17 protein-coding genes are annotated in these 19087 nt (G+C 71.1%); 10 read left to right on the top strand and 7 right to left on the bottom strand.

Annotated features, from left to right (window positions below; genetic code table 11):
- Positions 1–31: 31 nt before the first annotated feature.
- On the top strand, positions 32–157 hold the full coding sequence (locus ACZ63F_RS26280; RefSeq protein ID WP_469714551.1) for a DUF397 domain-containing protein: 126 nt from the start codon (positions 32–34) through the stop codon (positions 155–157).
- Here ACZ63F_RS26280 and ACZ63F_RS26275 read toward each other — a convergent pair.
- Positions 123–1349, bottom strand: coding sequence for an MFS transporter (locus tag ACZ63F_RS26275; RefSeq protein ID WP_469714164.1), 1227 nt, complete (start codon positions 1347–1349; stop codon positions 123–125). The two genes, ACZ63F_RS26280 and ACZ63F_RS26275, sit on opposite strands and share 35 nt — an antisense overlap.
- On the bottom strand, positions 1349–2089 hold the full coding sequence (locus ACZ63F_RS26270) for a GntR family transcriptional regulator (protein WP_469714162.1): 741 nt from the start codon (positions 2087–2089) through the stop codon (positions 1349–1351). The genes ACZ63F_RS26275 and ACZ63F_RS26270 overlap by 1 nt, the downstream gene beginning before the upstream one ends.
- 216 nt (positions 2090–2305) lie before the next feature.
- Here ACZ63F_RS26270 and ACZ63F_RS26265 point away from each other — a divergent pair, with 216 nt between their 5' ends.
- Positions 2306–3511, top strand: coding sequence for a cytochrome P450 (locus ACZ63F_RS26265; protein WP_469714160.1), 1206 nt, complete (start codon positions 2306–2308; stop codon positions 3509–3511).
- A gap of 87 nt (positions 3512–3598) precedes the next feature.
- A complete protein-coding gene (locus ACZ63F_RS26260; protein WP_469714158.1) occupies positions 3599–4192 on the top strand; it encodes a Uma2 family endonuclease in 594 nt (197 codons plus the stop codon).
- 10 nt (positions 4193–4202) lie between these two features.
- On the opposite strand, the gene ACZ63F_RS26255 is transcribed toward ACZ63F_RS26260, so the two are convergent.
- A complete protein-coding gene (locus ACZ63F_RS26255; RefSeq protein ID WP_469714156.1) occupies positions 4203–5771 on the bottom strand; it encodes an ABC transporter permease in 1569 nt (522 codons plus the stop codon).
- Complete coding sequence (locus ACZ63F_RS26250; RefSeq protein ID WP_469714154.1) at positions 5768–6700, bottom strand: ABC transporter ATP-binding protein; 933 nt, start codon at positions 6698–6700, stop codon at positions 5768–5770. The genes ACZ63F_RS26255 and ACZ63F_RS26250 overlap by 4 nt, the downstream gene beginning before the upstream one ends.
- 74 nt (positions 6701–6774) lie before the next feature.
- Between ACZ63F_RS26250 and ACZ63F_RS26245 the strand changes: the two genes are divergently transcribed.
- Complete coding sequence (locus ACZ63F_RS26245) at positions 6775–7269, top strand: GbsR/MarR family transcriptional regulator (RefSeq protein WP_469714152.1); 495 nt, start codon at positions 6775–6777, stop codon at positions 7267–7269.
- A 117-nt stretch (positions 7270–7386) separates the two neighbouring features.
- Here ACZ63F_RS26245 and ACZ63F_RS26240 read toward each other — a convergent pair whose 3' ends face one another.
- Complete coding sequence (locus ACZ63F_RS26240) at positions 7387–8910, bottom strand: APC family permease (protein WP_469714150.1); 1524 nt, start codon at positions 8908–8910, stop codon at positions 7387–7389.
- A gap of 159 nt (positions 8911–9069) precedes the next feature.
- Between ACZ63F_RS26240 and ACZ63F_RS26235 the strand changes: the two genes are divergently transcribed.
- Genes ACZ63F_RS26235 through ACZ63F_RS26225 form a run of 3 tightly spaced genes read left to right on the top strand, consistent with a single transcriptional unit; the run spans position 9070 to position 11861 of the window.
- Entirely contained in the window at positions 9070–10452 is a 1383-nt protein-coding gene (locus tag ACZ63F_RS26235) for an ethanolamine ammonia-lyase subunit EutB (RefSeq protein WP_469714149.1), read from the top strand.
- The gene (eutC, locus tag ACZ63F_RS26230; protein ID WP_469714147.1) at positions 10449–11213 is read left to right on the top strand and encodes an ethanolamine ammonia-lyase subunit EutC; all 765 of its coding nucleotides are present in this window, start codon (positions 10449–10451) and stop codon (positions 11211–11213) included. Before ACZ63F_RS26235 ends, eutC begins: the two co-directional genes overlap by 4 nt.
- A 36-nt stretch (positions 11214–11249) precedes the next feature.
- On the top strand, positions 11250–11861 hold the full coding sequence (locus tag ACZ63F_RS26225; RefSeq protein WP_390642899.1) for a Uma2 family endonuclease: 612 nt from the start codon (positions 11250–11252) through the stop codon (positions 11859–11861).
- Here the strand turns inward: ACZ63F_RS26225 and ACZ63F_RS26220 are convergent.
- Positions 11839–12684, bottom strand: coding sequence for a diacylglycerol kinase family protein (locus tag ACZ63F_RS26220; RefSeq protein WP_469714145.1), 846 nt, complete (start codon positions 12682–12684; stop codon positions 11839–11841). The two genes, ACZ63F_RS26225 and ACZ63F_RS26220, sit on opposite strands and share 23 nt — an antisense overlap.
- A 197-nt stretch (positions 12685–12881) precedes the next feature.
- Here ACZ63F_RS26220 and ACZ63F_RS26215 point away from each other — a divergent pair, with 197 nt between their 5' ends.
- A complete protein-coding gene (locus ACZ63F_RS26215) occupies positions 12882–14165 on the top strand; it encodes an adenylosuccinate synthase (RefSeq protein WP_351956502.1) in 1284 nt (427 codons plus the stop codon).
- 127 nt (positions 14166–14292) lie between these two features.
- Here ACZ63F_RS26215 and ACZ63F_RS26210 read toward each other — a convergent pair whose 3' ends face one another.
- Positions 14293–14808, bottom strand: a complete 516-nt coding sequence (locus tag ACZ63F_RS26210) for a DnaJ-like cysteine-rich domain-containing protein (protein WP_469714143.1) — start codon at positions 14806–14808, stop codon at positions 14293–14295.
- Positions 14809–14947: 139 nt separating this feature from the next.
- Here ACZ63F_RS26210 and ACZ63F_RS26205 point away from each other — a divergent pair, with 139 nt between their 5' ends.
- Positions 14948–16942 (top strand): AAA family ATPase, encoded by a 1995-nt coding sequence (locus tag ACZ63F_RS26205; RefSeq protein WP_469714141.1) that lies wholly within the window; start codon positions 14948–14950, stop codon positions 16940–16942.
- Positions 16943–17122: 180 nt separating this feature from the next.
- A complete protein-coding gene (locus tag ACZ63F_RS26200) occupies positions 17123–18949 on the top strand; it encodes a bifunctional metallophosphatase/5'-nucleotidase (protein ID WP_469714139.1) in 1827 nt (608 codons plus the stop codon).
- Positions 18950–19087 lie beyond the last annotated feature (138 nt).

Genomic DNA, 19087 nt, shown 5'->3' with positions numbered 1-19087 from the left:
CGGCGGAGGTGACGGCGACGCCTGCGTCGAAATCGCCACCGCCCCCACCCGCATAGCCATCCGCGACTCCAAGGCCCCCACCCGAGCCACCCTCACCTTCCCCGCCCCCGCCTTTCGCCGCCCTAGTCGATCACCTCAAGACCGTGTCGGCGGGTGAGCAGGTTCGGCAGGGCGCTCAGGGTCATACCCGTCGCGCCGATCCACAGGGTGGCTGTCGCCCCGAACAGGGAGCCCGAGGTGCCGCCGAGGAGGCCGCCGAGTGGGATGCCGCCCCAGGAGACGAAGCGGGCGGTCGCGCTCATCCGGCCCAGCAGCCGGTCCGGCGTCAGCGTCTGCTGCACGCTCGACTGGGCCACCACGCGGACGACTCCGCCCAGGGAGAGCACCGCAAGTCCGATCGCGGCCACGCTCATGCTCCAGCCGGGCCGGGCCAGCGGCATCAGCGCGGTCAGCGGGCACGTGGTGAGCGGGGCGAGCCAGATGACCGGGCCGGGGCCGAACCGTCGCACGGCCCCGGTCGCCAGCAGCGCGCCGAGGAGCGCACCGCACCCCATCCCCGACAGGACCAGGCCGATGCCGAAGGACGAGAGCCCGGTCACCCGCTCCAGGTGGACCAGCAGCATGGCCTGGTACATGACCAGGAAGAAGTTGAACATCGCGTCCCCGAGGGCGATGGCGCGCAGGGTGGAATGCCCGAGGACGAACCGCAAACCCTCCGTGATGTCCCGTGCCAGCCGGGGCCGTTCGGCCGCCACGGGCCGCTCCTCCGGTCTGCGGATGCTGGTCGCGAGCAGGCCCGACAGGGCCATCCCCAGCGAACTCGCCAGCAGCGTCGCGGGGGCGCCGGCCAGCCCGACCAGCGGCCCCGCCACCGTCGGCCCGCTGATACTCGTCACCGAACGGACCGCCGAGAGCCGCGCGTTGCCCTCGACGAGACGTGCACGGCCCACAAGGCCCGGCAGGTAGCTGACGTGGGCGACGTCGAAGAAGACGGTCAGCACGCCGTGGACCAGGGCGACGGAACACAGCCACCAGAAGGTGAGGCGGCCCGCCCACCAGGCCACCGGCACCGTCAGCAGGACCAGCGCCCGGGCGAGGTCGGCGGCGATCAGTACCGGCCGTTTCCGCATCCGGTCCACCCAGGCGCCCGCCGGCAGCCCGACCAGCAGCGAGCCGGCCGTGGTCGCCGCGGTCAGCAGCCCGACCCGGAACGCGGAGGCGTCCAGGGCCGTGATCGCGACCAGCGGCAGCGCGAGGAAGAGGACGCGGTCGCCGAGTTGACCGAGGGCGGTGGCGGTGAGGAGGCGGCGGAAGTCCCGGTCGTGCAGCAGCCCGGGCCGGGCGGACACTAACGCTCCACTTCGAACTCGTAGACGACCTCCCGGCGGGCGTCCGGAATGACCATGTCGGCGGTCTCCACCGGACGGCCGCCGGTGTCGTAGATGGTCCGCTCGATCCGCAGGACGAGGTCGCCGGCGCCGATGCCGAGCAGGTTCGCCTGTGCCCGGGTGGCGCGGGCCGGGCGGGGAAGTTCGACCACCGTCTCGACGTCCACGCCGATCGACCGCATCCGCGCCACCACCCCCTGGCCCGCCAGCGGACCCCGCTCGGGCAGTACGACCGGGGTGCCGTCCGTGAGGGCCAACGGCTCCCAGGACTCGGAGAGCTGGACGGGCCGGCCGTCGGCGAGGAACTCGTAGCGCGTGCGGACGCAGGGCTCGCCGGGCGCGATGCCCAGCCGTTCGGCGATGTGCCCGGGGGCCGGGACCCGTACCTCGCTGTGCGCGTCCCAGACACCCGCCCGGCCCCGCTCCGCGCGGGCGGCGAGCGAGCCTTCCCGGCGCCGGGAGCGGACCATCCGCAGCCGCTCGCGCGGTGCGCGGACGTAGGTCCCCGAGCCCGCCCGGCCCTCCAGGAATCCCTCGGTGATCAGCAGGTCGACCGCCCGCTGCACGACGTTGCGCCCGACTCCGTACTCCTCGGCGAGCCGCGCCCGGGACGGCAGGCGCTCGCCGAGCCGCCACTCACCCGCGGCGAGCCGCACGCGCAGTGCCTCGGCCGTGGCCAGATACGGCGCTTCCCGGGACATCGGCGGCCCTCCGTTCCGTGGGCCCGGACGGTCTCCGGGCTCGGAGTCCGCAAGCTACTGCCCCCGCCGAAAGCTGCTGGAGCAGAAACACGCTCCGTCGATCCCCCCGGGGCCCAGGCGGCCCAGGCGGCCCAGGCGGGCCGGGTGGCCGGCCGACGGAGCAGTTCGGGAACCCTCCCCTGGTCAGAGTCGGGACCGGCGGTCTAACGTCCGTCCATGGCAGCCTTCGACCCCTGGGACCCGGACTTCCTGGCCGACCCGTATCCCGCGTACGCCGAGCTCCGCGCCCGGGGCCGGGTGCAGTACTTCGAGCCCACGAACCAGTGGCTGGTTCCGCACCACGCCGACGTCTCGGCGCTGCTGCGGGACCGGCGGCTGGGGCGGACGTACCAGCACCGGTTCACGCACGAGGACTTCGGGCGCAGCGCGCCCGCGCCGGAGCACGAGCCGTTCCACACGCTCAACGACCACGGCATGCTCGACCTCGAACCGCCGGACCACACCCGCATCCGCCGCCTGGTGTCGAAGGCGTTCACCCCGCGCACGGTCGAGCGGCTCAAGCCGTACGTGGCCCGGCTCGCCGGAGAACTCGTCGACGGGCTGGTGCGCAGCGGCGGCGGCGACCTGCTCGCCGACGTCGCCGAACCGCTTCCCGTGGCCGTCATCGCCGAGATGCTGGGCATTCCGGAGGCGGACCGCGCCCCGCTGCGCCCCTGGTCGGCGGACATCTGCGGGATGTACGAGCTGAACCCGTCCGAGGACACGGCCGCGAAGGCGGTCCGGGCCTCCGTGGAGTTCTCCGACTACCTGCGGGAGCTGATCGCCGAGCGGCGCAAGGAACCCGGTGACGACCTGATCTCCGGGCTCATCGAGGCGCACGACGAGGGCGACCGGCTCACCGAGCAGGAGATGATCTCCACCGCCGTACTCCTCCTCAACGCGGGCCACGAGGCGACCGTCAACGCCACGGTCAACGGCTGGTACGCGCTCTTCCGCAACCCCGCCCAGCTCGCCGCCCTGCGCGCCGACCACTCCCTGGTCCCCACCGCGATCGAGGAGCTGATGCGCTACGACACCCCGCTCCAGCTCTTCGAGCGCTGGGTGCTGGACGAGATCGAGATCGACGGGACGACCATCCCCCGGGGCGCGGAGATTGCCATGCTCTTCGGCTCCGCCAACCACGACCCCGACGTGTTCCACCGCCCCGGGGTACTCGACCTGACCCGCCGCGACAACCCGCACATCTCCTTCAGCGCCGGCATCCACTACTGCATCGGAGCCCCGCTGGCCCGCCTCGAACTGGCCGCCTCCATGATCGCCCTCCTTGAGCGGGCCCCGACCCTGGCCCTGGCCGCCGAGCCGAAGCGGAAGCCGAACTTCGTGATCCGAGGGCTGGAGGGGTTGAGCGTGGAGGTGGGGTGATCACCCGTTCGGATGATCGCCGACTGACTCCGGGCAATGGTCGCGAGCGGCCGTTCACGCTGGTGCCTGCCTGCGAAGGGAGGCACCATGACGGTTATGGCAGAGCGCACCTCGTCTCAGATGTCGGTGGACGTGTTCGATCGAATCGCGGAATTCGCCGAGCGTGTGGACGACACCGTCAGGCTCGAATTCATCGACGGACGGATCGGGGTCAAGAAGGTGACGAACGGCGACCACGGCTCGATCATCATGTGGTTGATCCGCCAGTGCATGCAGGCTCGGCCGGAGCTTGACCTCAACCCGACGCAGGGTCTGAAAGTGGAGGCGTACCGCCGCGGCCGGGCCCGCCCCGATGGAGCCCTCGCACCCGTGGGGCACTTCGCCGGGCAGGGTGACTGGGCCGAAACCCGCGGGGTGTTGATGGTCGTCGAGGTCACGTCGTACGACTCGGACACCCACAACCGGGACCGGGTCGAGAAACCCCGTGCCTATGCCGAGGCGGGTATCCCGGTCTACCTGCTCATCGATCGCGACAACTTCTCGGTCCTCGTGCACAGCAACCCCGACCTGGAGGACGGATACCGGGACATCCACGTGGTGAGGCTCGGTGGCAAGGTCTCCCTCCCCGATCCCGTCGGCATCGAACTCGACACCGAGGAGCTCAAGCAGTACGTCGACTGAGCAGGGGCCGTCAGCCGGTCATGTCCCGCCGCCGCAGCCCCGCCAGCCCCGCCCCCGTCAGCACCGCCGCCAGCCCGGTCAGTGTCACCACCGGCCCCCACGCCATCCCCCCGCCCGGCAGCTTCGGCAGGTGGCCGAAGGGGGAGAGGTCGAGGACGAGTTGGGAGGCGTTGAGGGCGGGGCCCACCCAGCCGATGAGGAGGGTCGCTGCGGCCACTCCCCAGGCGGCCGGGGACAGTCGAGGCGCGACCCCGTACAGCAGCACCGCCACCCCGCCGACCACCCACACCGCCGGGAGCTGCGCCAGGCACGCGCCGATGATGGGGCCCACCTCCTTGCCGTAGCCGACCGCGAAGCCCGCCGCGGCCAGCAGCATGATCAGGGCCGAGCCGCCGAAGGCGATCGTCAGGTGGCCGGCCGCCCAGCGCACACGGCCCACCGGACCGGCCAGCAGGGGTTCGGCACGGCCCGAGGTCTCCTCGCCGCTCAGGCGGAGGACCGACGCGACCACGTACAGCGCGGCGACCAGACCCAGCATCCCGACCATCGAGGCGAGGAACGCGTCGGTCAGCCCGCTCTGGCCGCCCATCCGCTCGAAGATCTTCCGGGCGCTGTCGTTGTCGCCGACCAGGCCGGCCGCGCCCTCGGCCAGGCCGCCGTAGACCACGCCGGCCAGGAAGAAGCCGAGCGACCAGCCGAGCACGCCGCCCCGCTGGAGCCGCCAGGCGAGCGCGGCGGCGGAGCCGAGGCGGCCGGCGGCCGGGCCGGGGCGGGTGGGGAAGAAGCTCATGCCGAGGTCCCGTCGGCCGGCCAGGGCATAGGCGGCCGCGGCCTGCAGCAGCATCGCCGCCGCGAAGAGCAGCAGCACCCACCAGCGTTCGGCGGCGAACGGGCGCAGGTTCTCCAGCCAGCCGAGCGGGGAGAGCCATGTCCACAGGGAGGAGCCGTCGCTGCTCGCCGAGTCGCCCGCGGCGCGCAGCACGAAGGCCGCGCCCAGGACCGCCGACGTCAGGCCCCTCGCCAGGCGGGCGCTCTCGGTGAACTGGGCGACGATCGCCGCCGTCGTGGCGAAGACCATGCCGGCGGCGCCCAGGCCGAGGCCGAGGGCGAGCGCACCCGCCGTGCCCTGGGCCGCCAGGCCCGCGGTGACGAGCAGAGCGAGCACGGCGTTCGCGACGGCCGCCGCCAGCAGGGCCGCGGTCAGCGACGCCCGGCGGCCCACCGCACCCGACGCGACCAGTTCCGCGCGGCCGGTCTCCTCCTCGTCGCGGGTGTGCCGTACGACGACGAGCAGGCCGGTCACGGCCGCGAGGAGCCCGGCGTACACGCCCACCCGCCATGCCGTCAGGCCGCCGAGGGAAGTGTCGTGGAGCGGGCCGATCAGCGCGCGGTAGGAGGCGTTGGTCTGCAACTGGCGCACCAGGTCGGTGCGTTCGGCGTCGGTGCCGTACAGGCTCCGCAGGGTGTTCGGCATGGAGAGGACCATCAGCGCGTTCACCGCGATCCACACCGGGGTGGTCACGCGGTCGCGGCGGAGCGCGAAGCGCAGCAGGGTGCCGGTGCCGGCGAGGGTGCTCATCGGGCGACCCCCTCGGCCTCTGCTTCGGTCTCGGTCTCGGTCTCGGTCTCGTCCTGGTAGTGGCGCAGGAAGAGTTCCTCCAGGGTCGGGGGCGTGGAGGTGAGCGAGCGGACGCCGGTCTCGGAGAGCGAGCGGAGTACGGCGGTGAGCTGCTCGGTGTCGACCTGGAGGCGGACCCGGTGGCCCTGGACGTCGAGGTCGTGGACGCCGGGGAGGTGCGCAAGGCCGTTGGGCGGACCGGCGAGCTCGGCGGTCACGCTGGTGCGGGTGAGGTGGCGCAGGTCGGCGAGGGAACCGGACTCGACGGTCCGGCCGGCCCGGATGATGCTGACGCGGTCGCAGAGCTCCTCGACCTCGCTCAGGATGTGCGAGGAGAGCAGGATCGTACGGCCCCGGTCGCGCTCCTCCGCCACGCAGCGCTGGAAGACCTCCTCCATCAGGGGGTCGAGGCCGGAGGTCGGTTCGTCGAGGATCAGCAGGTCGACGTCGGAGGCGAAGGCGGCGACCAGGGCGACCTTCTGGCGGTTGCCCTTGCTGTAGGTGCGGCCCTTCTTCGTCGGGTCGAGTTCGAAGCGGTCGATCAGGTCGGCCCGGCGGGACTTGTCCAGGCCTCCGCGCAGCCGGCCGTAGAGGTCGATGACCTCGCCGCCGGAGAGGTTGCGCCAGAGGGTCACGTCGCCGGGGACGTAGGCGATCCGGCGGTGCACGTCCACGGCGTCCTTCCAGGGGTCGCGGCCGAGGATCTGCGCGGCGCCCGAGTCGGCGCGCAGCAGACCGAGCAGGACCCGGATCGTGGTCGACTTCCCGGCGCCGTTGGGACCGAGGAAACCGTGCACCTCGCCGGCCTCGACGGCCAGGTCGAGGCCGTCCAGGGCCTGGGTGCGGCCGAAGGACTTGTGGAGCCCGGCGACCGTGATTGCCTTCGTCATGGTTCAGAACGTACGCTGTCTTCAGAAATTTGTGAAGTTAAGGAAGTGCAGAAACCCCGACTAGGGTGGTGACCATGACTACGGATGCGATGGGGCGCGATCAGGAGGCCGTCTCGAAGTTCGTCGAGAGCTTCGCGGCACAGCTCGTCGAGGCCGGGATGCAGCGCATGCCGGCCCGGATCTTCGCGGCCCTGTTGTCGTCCGACTCGGGCGCCCTGACCTCGGCGGAACTGGGGGAACAGCTGCAGGTCAGCCCGGCGGCAGTGTCCGGCGGGGTGCGCTATCTGGCCCAGCAGCACATGGTCGCGCGCGAGCGGGAGCCGGGCTCCCGGCGGGAGCGGTACCGGGTGCACAGCAACCAGTGGTACGAGGCTCTCACCAGCCGGGAGGCCGTGATCAAGAGGTGGGAGGGGGCGTTGCGGGAGGGCGTCAGCAGCCTCGGCCCCGGCACCCCGGCGGGGCGGCGGATGGCCGAGACGCTGGCCTTCTTCGAGTTCGTCGACGGCGAGATCGGGAAGATGATGGAGCGCTGGCGGGTCCACCGCGATCAGCTCTTCGGCGAGGGGTGACGCCTCGCCGGAGAGCCGGCCGCCCGACCTGCCCGGGGCCCCCGGTTCCGGCATCCGGCCAGCCGGGGGGCCGGTCCCGGGCCCCTACCGCTCCCTCGTGCCGTCCCGGGCGGGCCCCTACCGCTCCCTTGTCTCCTCCAGCACCGTCCGCCCCAGCAGCGCGTACCGCTCCGGCGACCGCCGCTTGAGGTACTGGGCGTAGCCGACGCCCGTGCCCGCGACCAGTGCCACCAGCCACGGTGTCGCCTTCAGCAGCAGTGAGCCGGACTCGGTGCCGGCCGCGGCGCCCATGTTGGACACCAGCAGCACGACCACACCGAGCATCGCGACGCCGCCGACGAGCGGGGCGGTGAAGGTCCGGAACCAGTGCCGGCTCTCGGGGTGGTTCCGGCGGAAGTACACCAGCACCGCGAACGAGCAGACCGCCTGCACGACCAGGATCGCCATGGTGCCGAGGATGGCGAGCAGGACGTAGAGGGCGTTGTACGGGTCCTTGCCCGCGATCCAGAACGCGGCGATCAGGACGGCGGAGATCACCGTCTGGACCAGGCCCGCGACGTGCGGGGAGCCGTGCCGGGCGTGGGTGCGGCCGACGGTGTTCTGCAGCTTCGGCAGGACGCCCTCGCGGCCCAGCGCGTACATGTAGCGGGCGGCGCAGTTGTGGAAGGCCATCCCGCAGGCCAGCGAGCCGGTGATCATCAGCCACTGCATCAGGACGACCGCCCAGTGGCCGACGTAGTGCTCGGTCGGGTCGAAGAAGAGCGCGAGGGGGTTCGCGGAGGAGGCCGCCTTCACGGCCGCCGCCTCGCCGTTGCCGGTGATGGCCATCCAGGAGACGAAGACGTAGAAGACGCCGACGCCGAGGACCGAGATCATCGTCGCCTTGGGGATGATCCGCTTCGGGTCGCGGGACTCCTCGCCGTACATCGCCGTGGACTCGAAGCCGACCCAGGACCAGAAGGCGAAGAACAGGCCGAGGCCCGCGCTGGTCCCCTTGAAGGCGTTGACCGGGTTGACCGGGCCGAAGGTGAAACCGTGCGGGCCGCCGCCGTGCAGGGCGACCGAGATCGCCATCGCCGCGAGGACGGTCACCTCGGTGCCGAGGAGGACGACGAGTAGCTTCTCGGCGACGCTGACGCCGAACCAGGTTCCGGTCGCGTTGATCGCGAGCATCAGGATCGCGAACGCCCACCACGGGACGTCGAGCCCGGTCTGGTCCTTGAGCGTGGTGTTGGCGAAGACCGAGAAGATGCCGATCAGCGCCGGTTCGAAGACGACGTACGCGAAGGTGGCGAGCAGTCCCGAGGCGAGGCCCGCGGTGCGGCCGAGGCCGTAGGAGATGAAGCCGTAGAAGGCTCCCGTCGAGGTGATGTGCTTCGCCATCGACGTGAAGCCGATGGAAAAGATTGCCAGGACGACCATTGCGACGAGATAGCTCGCCGGGGCACCGATGCCGTTGCCCGACGACACCATGAACGGCACGTTGCCGGTCATCGCGGTGATCGGCGCGGCGGTCGCGACGGCCATGAAGACCACCCCGAGCAGCCCGATCGCGTTGGGCTTTAGCCGGTGGACCGTGCCGTCGCCGTCGGCGCTCCCGCCTGTCCTCGTCGCCGGGGCGACTCCCTCGTCCACTGCCATCGGGGTGGCCCCTCTCCTGCTGTTCGCCGGCTGTACCGAACGGAACTCTGTAGGCCGAATGAGTCCGTCGAGGGTCTCGGCGCGTTAAATGTTTGTCAACCAGACCTTTAGAAATCTGGCGCAATCTGTCGGCAACACCCGGCTCGTACGGTCGCCGCCATGAGCACGTACACGGCCACCCTCGGTGGCGAACGCCACCGCTTCGGCTCCCTGGCCCGCCTGCTGGCCGCCGCGAGCCCCGAACGCTCCGGCGACCGGCTGGCCGGCCTCGCCGCCGCGAGCGCTCGGGAACGGGTCGCGGCCCGCTGGGCGCTGGCGGAAGTGCCGCTCGCCACCTTCCTGACCGAGCCGGTGATCCCGTACGAGGACGACGACGTGACCCGGCTGATCCTGGACACGCACGACGCGGCCGCCTTCGCACCCGTCGCCGGGCTGACGGTCGGCGAGTTCCGGGAGTGGCTGCTGGCGGCGGATTCCGAGGCGCTGGCCGCGGTGGCGCCGGGGATCACACCGGAGATGGCCGCCGCCGTGTCCAAACTGATGGGGAACGCGGACCTGGTGGCCGTCGCCCGCAAGGTCCGGGTGGTCACCGCGTTCCGCTCGACGATCGGCCTGCCGGGGCGGCTCGCGACGCGGTTGCAGCCCAACCACCCCACCGACGACCCGGCGGGCGTGGCGGCCGCCCTCCTCGACGGCCTCCTCCTCGGCTCCGGCGACGCGGTCATCGGCATCAACCCGGCGACCGACAGCCCCAGGGCGGTCCGCGACCTGCTGGACCTCCTGGACGGCGTGATCACCCGCTACGCCATCCCCACCCAGTCCTGCGTCCTGTGTCACGTCACGACGAGCGTGGACCTGATGGCGCGCGGGGCCCCGGTCGACCTGGTCTTCCAGTCCATCGGGGGCACCCAGGCCGCGAACGCCTCCTTCGGCGTGACACTGGGCCTGCTCGACGAGGCGTACGAGGCGGCGCTCGCGCTCGGCCGCGGAACCGCCGGCGACAACGTCATGTACTTCGAGACCGGCCAGGGCAGCGCCCTGTCGGCCGACGCGCACCACGGTGTCGACCAGCAGACGGTCGAGGCGCGGGCGTACGCGGTCGCCCGCCGCTACCGCCCGCTCCTGGTCAACACCGTCGTCGGCTTCATCGGCCCCGAGTACCTCTACGACGGCCGGCAGATCCTCCGCGCCGCCCTGGAGGACCACTTCTGCGGCAAGCTCCTCGGCCTGCCCATGGGCCTGGACATCTGCTACACGAACCACGCCGACGCCGATGACGACGACATCGCCACCATGCTGACCATGCTCGCCGTCGCGGGCGCGTCCTTCGTGATCTGCACGCCGGGCGGCGACGACATCATGCTCAACTACCAGTCCGCCTCCTACCACGACGCGTTGTACCTGCGCGAGGTGCTCGGCCTGCGCCCGGCCCCGGAGTTCGAGGCGTGGCTGGAGTCGGTCGGGCTGCTGGCGGAGGACGGCGGCGTACGCGAGGTCGGCGGCCACCCGCTGGCGGCGATCGGAAGGGAACTGGCCGCATGACCGAGGTGACGACGACCACCGGACTCGACGACCTCTGGCCGCTGCTGCGCCGCCACACCCAGGCCCGCATCGGCCTCGGCCGCTCCGGCCCCGCCCTCCCCACCCGGCACCGCCTGGGCCTGCAGGCGGCGCACGCGGCGGCACGGGACGCGGTCCACTCGCCGTTCGAGCCGGACGCGGTCGCGGCAGGCCTGGCGGGCCTGCCGACGGCCCGGGTCCGCAGCGCGGCCGGCGACCGGCTGACCTACCTCCAGCGCCCCGACCTGGGCCGCCGCCTCGACCCCGTGGACCGCGCCCACCTCCCGGCCGGTGACTGGGACGTGGTGTTCGTCGTCGCCGACGGGCTGTCCAGCCGGGCGGTGCACGCCCACGCGGCGGCGATGGTGCGGGCGACGGCAGCCCGGCTCCCGGACTGGCGCGTCGCCCCGGTGGTCCTCGCCGAACAGGCCCGGGTGGCCCTCGGCGACGACATCGCGCATGCGATGGGTACGGCCCTGGTGGTTGTCCTCATCGGCGAACGCCCTGGCATGTCGGCGGCGGACTCCCTGGGCGCGTACCTGACGTACCGCCCGGTGCCGGGCACCACGACAGACGCCGACCGCAACTGCCTGAGCAACATCCGGCCGCCGCGAGGCCTCGGCTACGAGACGGCGGCGGGAAAGCTGGCGGGGCTGATGGGGAGGGCGCGGGAGCTGGGGCGGACGGGGGTGGAGCTGAAGGACGAAAGCGATCACGGAGAGATGCCCAACCGGATACTATGAGTTGCTGTCTGGTTCGCATCGAGGGGAGGGCGCATCATGACATTGATGACTGAGCGACCGGTGATAAGCGGCGGCGAGCCCGGCAGTTTCGAGGAACTGCTGGACATCCTCGATGAGCTGGACCTGCGTGACGGCTTCAAGGCCGAGATCTACCGGGGGAAAATCGTCGTGTCGCCGTGGTCCAAGGGGTACTACGCCCGAGTGATGACGCTGGTGTGCAGGCAGTTGGAACCGCATCTTCCGGAGGGGCACGTCATCGATCGGGGGCCGTTCCTCTACGTCTTCCCCGGCGACGAGAGTGCGTACGGGCCGGACATCCACGCGGCTCCCGAGCGGGTCTTTGAGACGGAGAGTAATCGTCTGGACGGCGAGGCCCTGGTCTTCGTCGCCGAGCTGACATCTACTTCCACCCGGGATGACGACCTGACCGACAAGGTCGAGGTCTATGGCAGGGCCGGTGTCCCCGTGTACCTGCTCCTCGACATGCAGAAGGGGCAGTCAACGGTGTTCTGGACACCTTCGGTCAACGGGTACGAGTCACACTGCACCCGGCCGTTCGGCGAGGACCTCCCCGTCCCGAAGCCTTTCGACTGCACCCTCGACACCACCGGTTTCCAGCCCCCCGTCAAGAAGAACTCGGCACCGTAAGCCCCCACCCCCCCTCCACCACCCGCCAGGTCCGTCGCCGTACCGGCCCCGCCAGGCCGCCGTCCGCGCGGTAGCGGAAGTCCGGGCCCGCGACCGTCACCGTGCGGCCCGCGGTCCGTACCGGGGTCGCCGCCGCGCCCACCGACAGCGGGCGTACCTCCACCTCGGCGAGGCCGTCGCGGCCGCCCGGGGTCACCGAGACGCCCTCGACCGGCTGGTCCAGGTCGACGACCGTCTCGCCGTCGACCTCCACCCGCAGGCGTGCGGGCGGACCGGGCACGGCCGGGGCCGGGGCCGGGCGCACGGACAGCGACCGCACGAGGTTCTGGTACGGCCGCAGCCACCCCCGGGCCGGCACCGGCTCCGGGGCCCTGGCCGCCGCGGCCGCCAGCGGCGGGATCCGCAGCGCCCCCAGCACCACCCCGTCGCTGTCGTCGACGAGGAGGTCCATCCGGCGCTCCACCCCGTCCAGGACCGCCCGTGCCGCCGCCACCGCGCCGGTGGGCACCCCCAGCGTGTGCGCGACGCCCAGCGTGCCCCCGACCGGGACCATGGCCAGCACGCAGTCGGCCAGCTCCCGCCTCCGGTGCAGAAAGGTCACCGCACGGACCAGCGCACCGTCGTCCCCGATGACCACCGGCCGCCGCGAGCCCCTGCGGGACAGTACGCGGGCGAATTCCTCGGGCCCGTCCGGCATGCACACCTTCGCGGCCGCACCCGCGCTGAGCACGTCTTTCGCGATCCTGACGGACTCACCGTCCGTTTCCCGTGCCGCCGGATCGATGATCACCAGCAGCTGATCGGACGTCGCGAATGTCGCCACCTCGGTCGTGCCTCGCTTCCTCGGGTAGCATCACTGTGCAAGAGCCCCTTGCGCTATTGCGCCAGGGGCTTCGTCTATTCCGGGGCATCCGGTCCGACGGTTGTGCGGCCAACGACGGTCGCGGTGGTACGCGGCGACGAACCTTACGCGTACGCCCCTGACCTTGGACATGCCCCGCCCGGAAGGGGTGTACGCGCGTGCCCGCACTTGTGCTGCTCGGTGCTCAGTGGGGTGACGAAGGCAAGGGAAAGGCGACGGATCTGCTGGGCGGCTCCGTCGACTACGTGGTGCGATACCAGGGTGGCAACAACGCCGGCCACACGGTCGTCGTCGGCGACCAGAAGTATGCGCTCCACCTCCTCCCTTCCGGAATCCTCTCGCCCACGTGTGTCCCGGTCATCGGCAACGGTGTCGTCGTCGACCCGTCGGTCCTGCTCTCCGAGCTGAGCGGTCTGAACGAGCGTGGCGTCGACACGTCCAAGCTCCTCATCAGCGGTAACGCGCACATCATCACGCCGTACAACGTGACCGTCGACAAGGTGACGGAACGCTTCCTCGGCAAGCGGAAGATCGGTACGACGGGGCGCGGCATCGGCCCGACCTACGCAGACAAGATCAACCGTGTCGGCATCCGGGTCCAGGACCTCTACGACGAGTCGATCCTCACCCAGAAGGTCGAGGCGGCCCTCGACGTCAAGAACCAGATGCTGACCAAGCTCTACAACCGGCGCGCGATCGCCGTCGAGCAGGTCGTCGAGGAGCTGCTGGGCTACGCGGAGAAGCTCGCTCCGTACGTCGCCGACACGGTCCTGGTCCTCAACCAGGCCCTGGAGGACGACAAGGTCGTCCTCTTCGAGGGCGGCCAGGGCACGCTCCTCGACATCGACCACGGCACGTATCCGTTCGTGACCTCCTCGAACCCGACCGCGGGCGGTGCCTGCACCGGCTCCGGTGTCGGCCCGACGAAGATCAGTCGTGTCATCGGCATCCTCAAGGCGTACACGACCCGCGTCGGCGCCGGCCCGTTCCCGACCGAGCTCTTCGACGCGGACGGCGAGGCGCTGCGCCGGATCGGCGGCGAGCGCGGTGTGACGACCGGCCGGGACCGGCGCTGCGGCTGGTTCGACGCGGTCATCGCCCGCTACGCGACCCGCGTGAACGGCCTGACCGACTTCTTCCTCACCAAGCTCGACGTGCTCACCGGCTGGGAGCAGATCCCGGTCTGCGTCGCGTACGAGATCGACGGCAAGCGCGTCGAGGAACTCCCCTACTCCCAGACCGACTTCCACCACGCGAAGCCGGTCTACGAGACGCTGCCCGGCTGGTCCGAGGACATCACCAAGGCCAAGTCCTTCGCGGACCTGCCGAAGAACGCGCAGAACTACGTGAAGGCGCTGGAGGAGATGTCCGGCGCGCCGATCTCCGCCATCGGCGTGGGCCCGGGCCGGGACGAGACGATCGAGATCAACTCGTTCCTGTAGACGGGACGCAGCGGTCGGCCGGGCCCGGCCGACCGCTGTCTCATTTCAGGCTGATCCGCGTTCAAGCTGATCCGCGTTCGGGGTGATCTGCCTTCAGGGTGATCTGTCTCGCTTCAGGTGGTCTGTCTCACTTCAGCGTGATCTGCAGTACGACGATCACGATCCCGGCGAGGAACAGCACCGCGAGGCAGGTCAGCGTTGGCGAGCCGGACGGCGCCGGCATGGGCTCGGGGAGCACGATCTCCGGGCGTCCCGCGCCCCGTTTCCCGCAGGTGCCGCACCGCTCGGCGCCGTACCCCCAGCACGTCCAGCACTCGTCCCAGCCCCGCCCCTGACAGGCGGTGCACGACATGAACCCCTCGCCCGGGTCGCCCATGCAGACCCCGCACTCCGTCCTGCCGCTCCCGCGGCAGCGCCGGCAGAGCGGGCCGCCCGCCCCCAGGCACTCCTCGCAGTGCTCTGGCGAGACCGGGGGAGGAGCCCCGGTGACCTGCCGGTAGTGGGCCATGAACTGGTCGTGCACAAGGTCCCGGTCAGGGGTCCACTCACCCGTCCAGGGACAGCCCGTGCACCCGGGCCACCACCCCAGGACGCCGCCGCGCTCCGCGGCCCGGTGGCCGGGCAGATGGTGGTTGCCGGACACGCCGTACCTCCCAGGGCAGTCGTGCGGGACGGACCGATGTTCCAACTCCTTCACGATGAAGCGGCGTTGAGTGGTTCGCAAGGGAAGCGCGGTGGGTATGGCCGTGGGTGTCGCGCGGACTTTCGAGCCGGGGCGGGCTATGGATCTCACGGCGCTGATCGGCACGGTGGCGGGGGTGGCGGGCACCGCCGTCGGCTTCCTCCAGTGGTGGGACTCGCGGCGCTCCGGTCCGCGGTCACCGGCGGGCGCCACCGGGGCCGTCCCGCTGCTCACCGAGTTCACCGTGCTCGCCCCGGAGGCCAGGGTGCGCGGCCATGCGCGGCCGCTGGTGGACCGCACGGCGGAGCTGCACGCCCTGCGGGCGGGGGTGCGCGGGCATGCGCCGGTGCTGGTCGTCGAGGGTTTCAGCGGGGTCGGCAAGACCGCGCTGGTGGCCGCGCTGTGCCGGCTGCACGCCCGCAGCCACCGGGTGCGGTGGGTCTTCTGCGCCGAGAAGGCCCAGACACTGAACCTGCGGTCCCTCGCGCTCGCGCTGTCCTACGACACGGAGCTGGCCGGCGCCCGTGAACTCGCCCTGGTGGTCGGCGGTTCGGACGCCGGCGGTGACCGGCTCCAGGACGCCCTCGCCGCGTTCCTCGCGGCCAACCCCGTCCTCCTCGTGCTCGACGACTTCCACACCGTGCGCGATCCCGCGCTGGTGGCGTGGGCGCGCCGTGCGGCGCACACCGAGGGACGGTCGACCGTCGTCCTGACCAGCCGAAGACATCTGTGGGAGATACCCCGCACGGCGGACACCACGTGGATCGAACTGCGCGGACTCGCCGAGCGGGACGCCCGTCAGCTGCTGGTCCGCTGCGGACTGCGGCTGCCCGACGCCACGCTGGACGCGGTCTGGCGCCGGGCCGGCGAGGGCAATCCGCTGGCCCTCACCCTCTTCGCCGGTCAGGCGACGCTCACGAGACCCGAGGTACTGGCCGTGGACCTGTCCGCACAGCGCGACGACCTGAACACCTGGATCGGCCCCATCTACGACTCCCTCGACTCCGCCCGGCGCACGGTCCTGAAGGCCGCCGCTTTCGTCTACGAGGCGGCCGCGCCCGAACTGGTCGCCGAGCTGACGGGGGACGACGAAACCCCGAGGCTGCTGGCCGACCTGCAGGCACGGTTCCTGCTCGGGCGGACCGAGGCGGGGTTCGAGCTGCACAGCTCGGTGCGGGACCACGTGGACGCCCGGCTCACCGACGAGGACCGGGAGCTGTTCGCGGCCCGCCTCACCCGTTGGTACCGCTCGCGCGCCCGGGAGGTCTTCCTCGACGGGCTCGGCGCCGACGAACCGTCGTACGGACTGGTCTATCTGGAGAGTTTCCCGGACTACGTGGCCGCCGAGGACCGGCACATCCGGCTCGTCGACGACCTGCTCGACCGGCTCGCGGACACCGGCCACCCGCTGCCGGCCGGCGCGCGGATCCTCGTCCTCGGGGCGGGCCACGGCACGCACGACGCCGGGTTCGTCAAGCACGGCCTCGACGTGACCGACCTCGACATCCAGCCGGAGATCGCGGCGCTCGGGGAACGGCGGGCGCTGCGGCTGGCCGGCCGGGTCCGGTACGTGGTCGCGGACATGACGCGGGGGCTGCCCGACGAGGTCCGGGAGGCCTCCATGGACGCGGTGTTCAACATCGGGTCGTCGTTCGGGTACGAGGACGCCGACGACGACAACGCCGCGGTCTTCCGCACGGCCGCCGCGGCGCTGAAGCCGCGCGCGCCGTTCGTCTTCGAGTACGTCAACGGGCCGCACTGGGAACACCGCAGGGTCCAGCGCCAGATCGACACGACCGTGCTGCCCAACGGCGCGGAACGCACCGAGTACTCCATCACGGACCCGACGACCGCGACGTCCCTGACAGCCGTCCGGCTGCGGCGGCCCGACGGCAGCGGCGGCTGGTTCCGGCATTTCATGCACTACTACCGGCTGCCCCAGGTGCTGGCCATGATGGAGCGGGCGGGGTTGCGCGAGGAAGCCGTGTTCGGCGCGCGCGGGGGACGGGTGCGGGGGCCCTTCGACGAGGCGGAGTCGGAGGCGATGGTCGTGATCGCCACACGGACCGAGAGGCGACCGCGGGCCGATGGGTGACCGCCCCGCCAACATCCCCGAAATTTCATTTTGTTGACTTGGTCATGACCTGTTCCTGGTTTCATGCGGACGTGGCCTACGGCAAGCATCTACGCGGGTAGCCCGCCGCGCCCCGCACGCCACACCCGTACGTCACACCGGCACGCCACACCCGTCCACTGCGCCTTCCAGGAGCCCTGAATGCCCGTCAATCCCATGAACCGTCGTGAGTTCGTGCAGAAGTCGGCCGTCACCGGCGCCGCCGTGGCCGTCGCGGGAACGGTCGGTACCGGCACCGCCCAGGCCGCCGAGGCCGGCCACGCCAAGCCGCCGAAGGCGCCCAAGACCTGGAGCTTCTCCATCCTGGGCACCACCGACCTGCACAGCCACGTCTTCAACTGGGACTACTACACCAACGCGGCGCCCGTGGACTCCAAGGGCAACACCTACGGCATCGCCCGCATAGCCACCCTGGTGAAGAACATCCGCAAGGAGCGGGGCGCGGACCGCGTCCTGCTCGTCGACGCCGGCGACATCATCCAGGGCACCTCGCTCGCCTCGTACTACGCGAGCGTCGACCCGATCACCGGCAAGAACGGCAAGCGCGGCCCCAAGCACCCCATGGCGATCGCCATGAACGAGATGCGCTACGACGCTGCGGCCCTCGGCAACCACGAGTTCAACTACGGCATCGAGATGGTCCGCACCTTCGAGAAGCAGTGCGACTTCCCGCTGCTCGGTGCCAACGCCCTGGACGCCAAGACGCTCAAGCCGGCGTTCCGGCCCTACACCGTCAAGCACATCAAGGTCCCGCACGGCCCCGACATCAAGGTCGGCATCCTCGGCCTCACCAACCCTGGCATCGCCCTGTGGGACAAGGACAACGTCTCCGGGAAGATGGCCTTCACGGGCCTGGTCGAGCAGGCGAAGAAGTACGTGCCGCGGCTGCGTGCCCTCGGCTGCGACGTCGTCTTCCTCACCGACCACTCCGGCCTGGACGGCTCGACGTCGTGGGGCGACGAACTCCCCTACGTGGAGAACGCGTCGAACCTGGTCGCCGAGCAGGTCCCCGGCATCGACGCGATCCTCGTCGGCCACACCCACGTCGACGTCCCGTCGTACACGGTGAAGAACGCGGAGACCGGCGAGGACGTCCTCCTCTCCGAGCCGTACTGCTACGGCTACCGCCTCTCCCGCTTCGACTTCGAGCTGGAGCACGTGCGCGGCTCCTGGAAGGTCACCAAGAAGACGGCCACCACCCTGAACAGCAACACGGTCGCCGAGGACCCCCGGATCACCGAACTCCTCACCGCCGACCACAACCTGGTCGTCAAGTACGTCAACACCGCGATCGGCACCTGTACCGCGGCGATGTCGACGGCGGAGGCCTGCTGGAAGGACGTCCCCGCCATCGACTTCATCCAGCAGGTCCAGATGGACGCGGTGAAGGCGGGCCTGTCGGCGGCGGACGCCGCGCTCCCGCTGATCTCGGTGGCCGCGTGCTTCAGCCGTACGGCCACCATCCCGGCCGGCGACGTGACGATCCGCGACGTGGCGGGCCTGTACGTCTACGAGAACACCCTGTACGGCAAGAAGCTCACCGGCGCCCAGCTCAAGGACTACCTGGAGTACGCGGCGAAGTACTACCACCAGGTCCCGGCCGGCACGGCGGTGGACACCGCCACCCTCACCAACGCCAACAGCTTCTGGGACTACATGTACGACATGGCGGCCGGCGTCGACTACGAGATCGACATCGCGGCCGCCGAGGGCTCCCGCATCAAGAACCTCACCTACAACGGCACCGCGGTCGCCGACGACCAGGTCTTCGTCGTCGCCGTCAACAACTACCGCGCCAACGGCGGCTCCGGCTACCCGCACATCGCCGCCGCCGAGATCGCCTACAGCTCCACCAACCAGGTCCGCGACCTGATGGTCGCCTACGCCACGGCCAAGGGCACCATCGACCCGTCGGCCTTCGCGGCCACCAACTGGAAGCTGACGCAGGGCGGCACGCCGGTCTTCTAGTACCTCGCAGCCGCACATGTGGTGGGGGGAACCCCCGGGGGGGGGAGGGGAAGTTTTTTTTTTTTTTGGGGGGGGGAAGGGGGGGCGGTGGTGGTGGGGGTTTTTGTTTTTTTTTGGCCTGACAACGTTGCCCCGGAC

The organism is Streptomyces sp. NPDC104761 (assembly GCF_055583445.1).
Note: the sequence above shows the minus strand (reverse complement) of the source record. Positions and strands in the feature narration are given on the sequence as shown.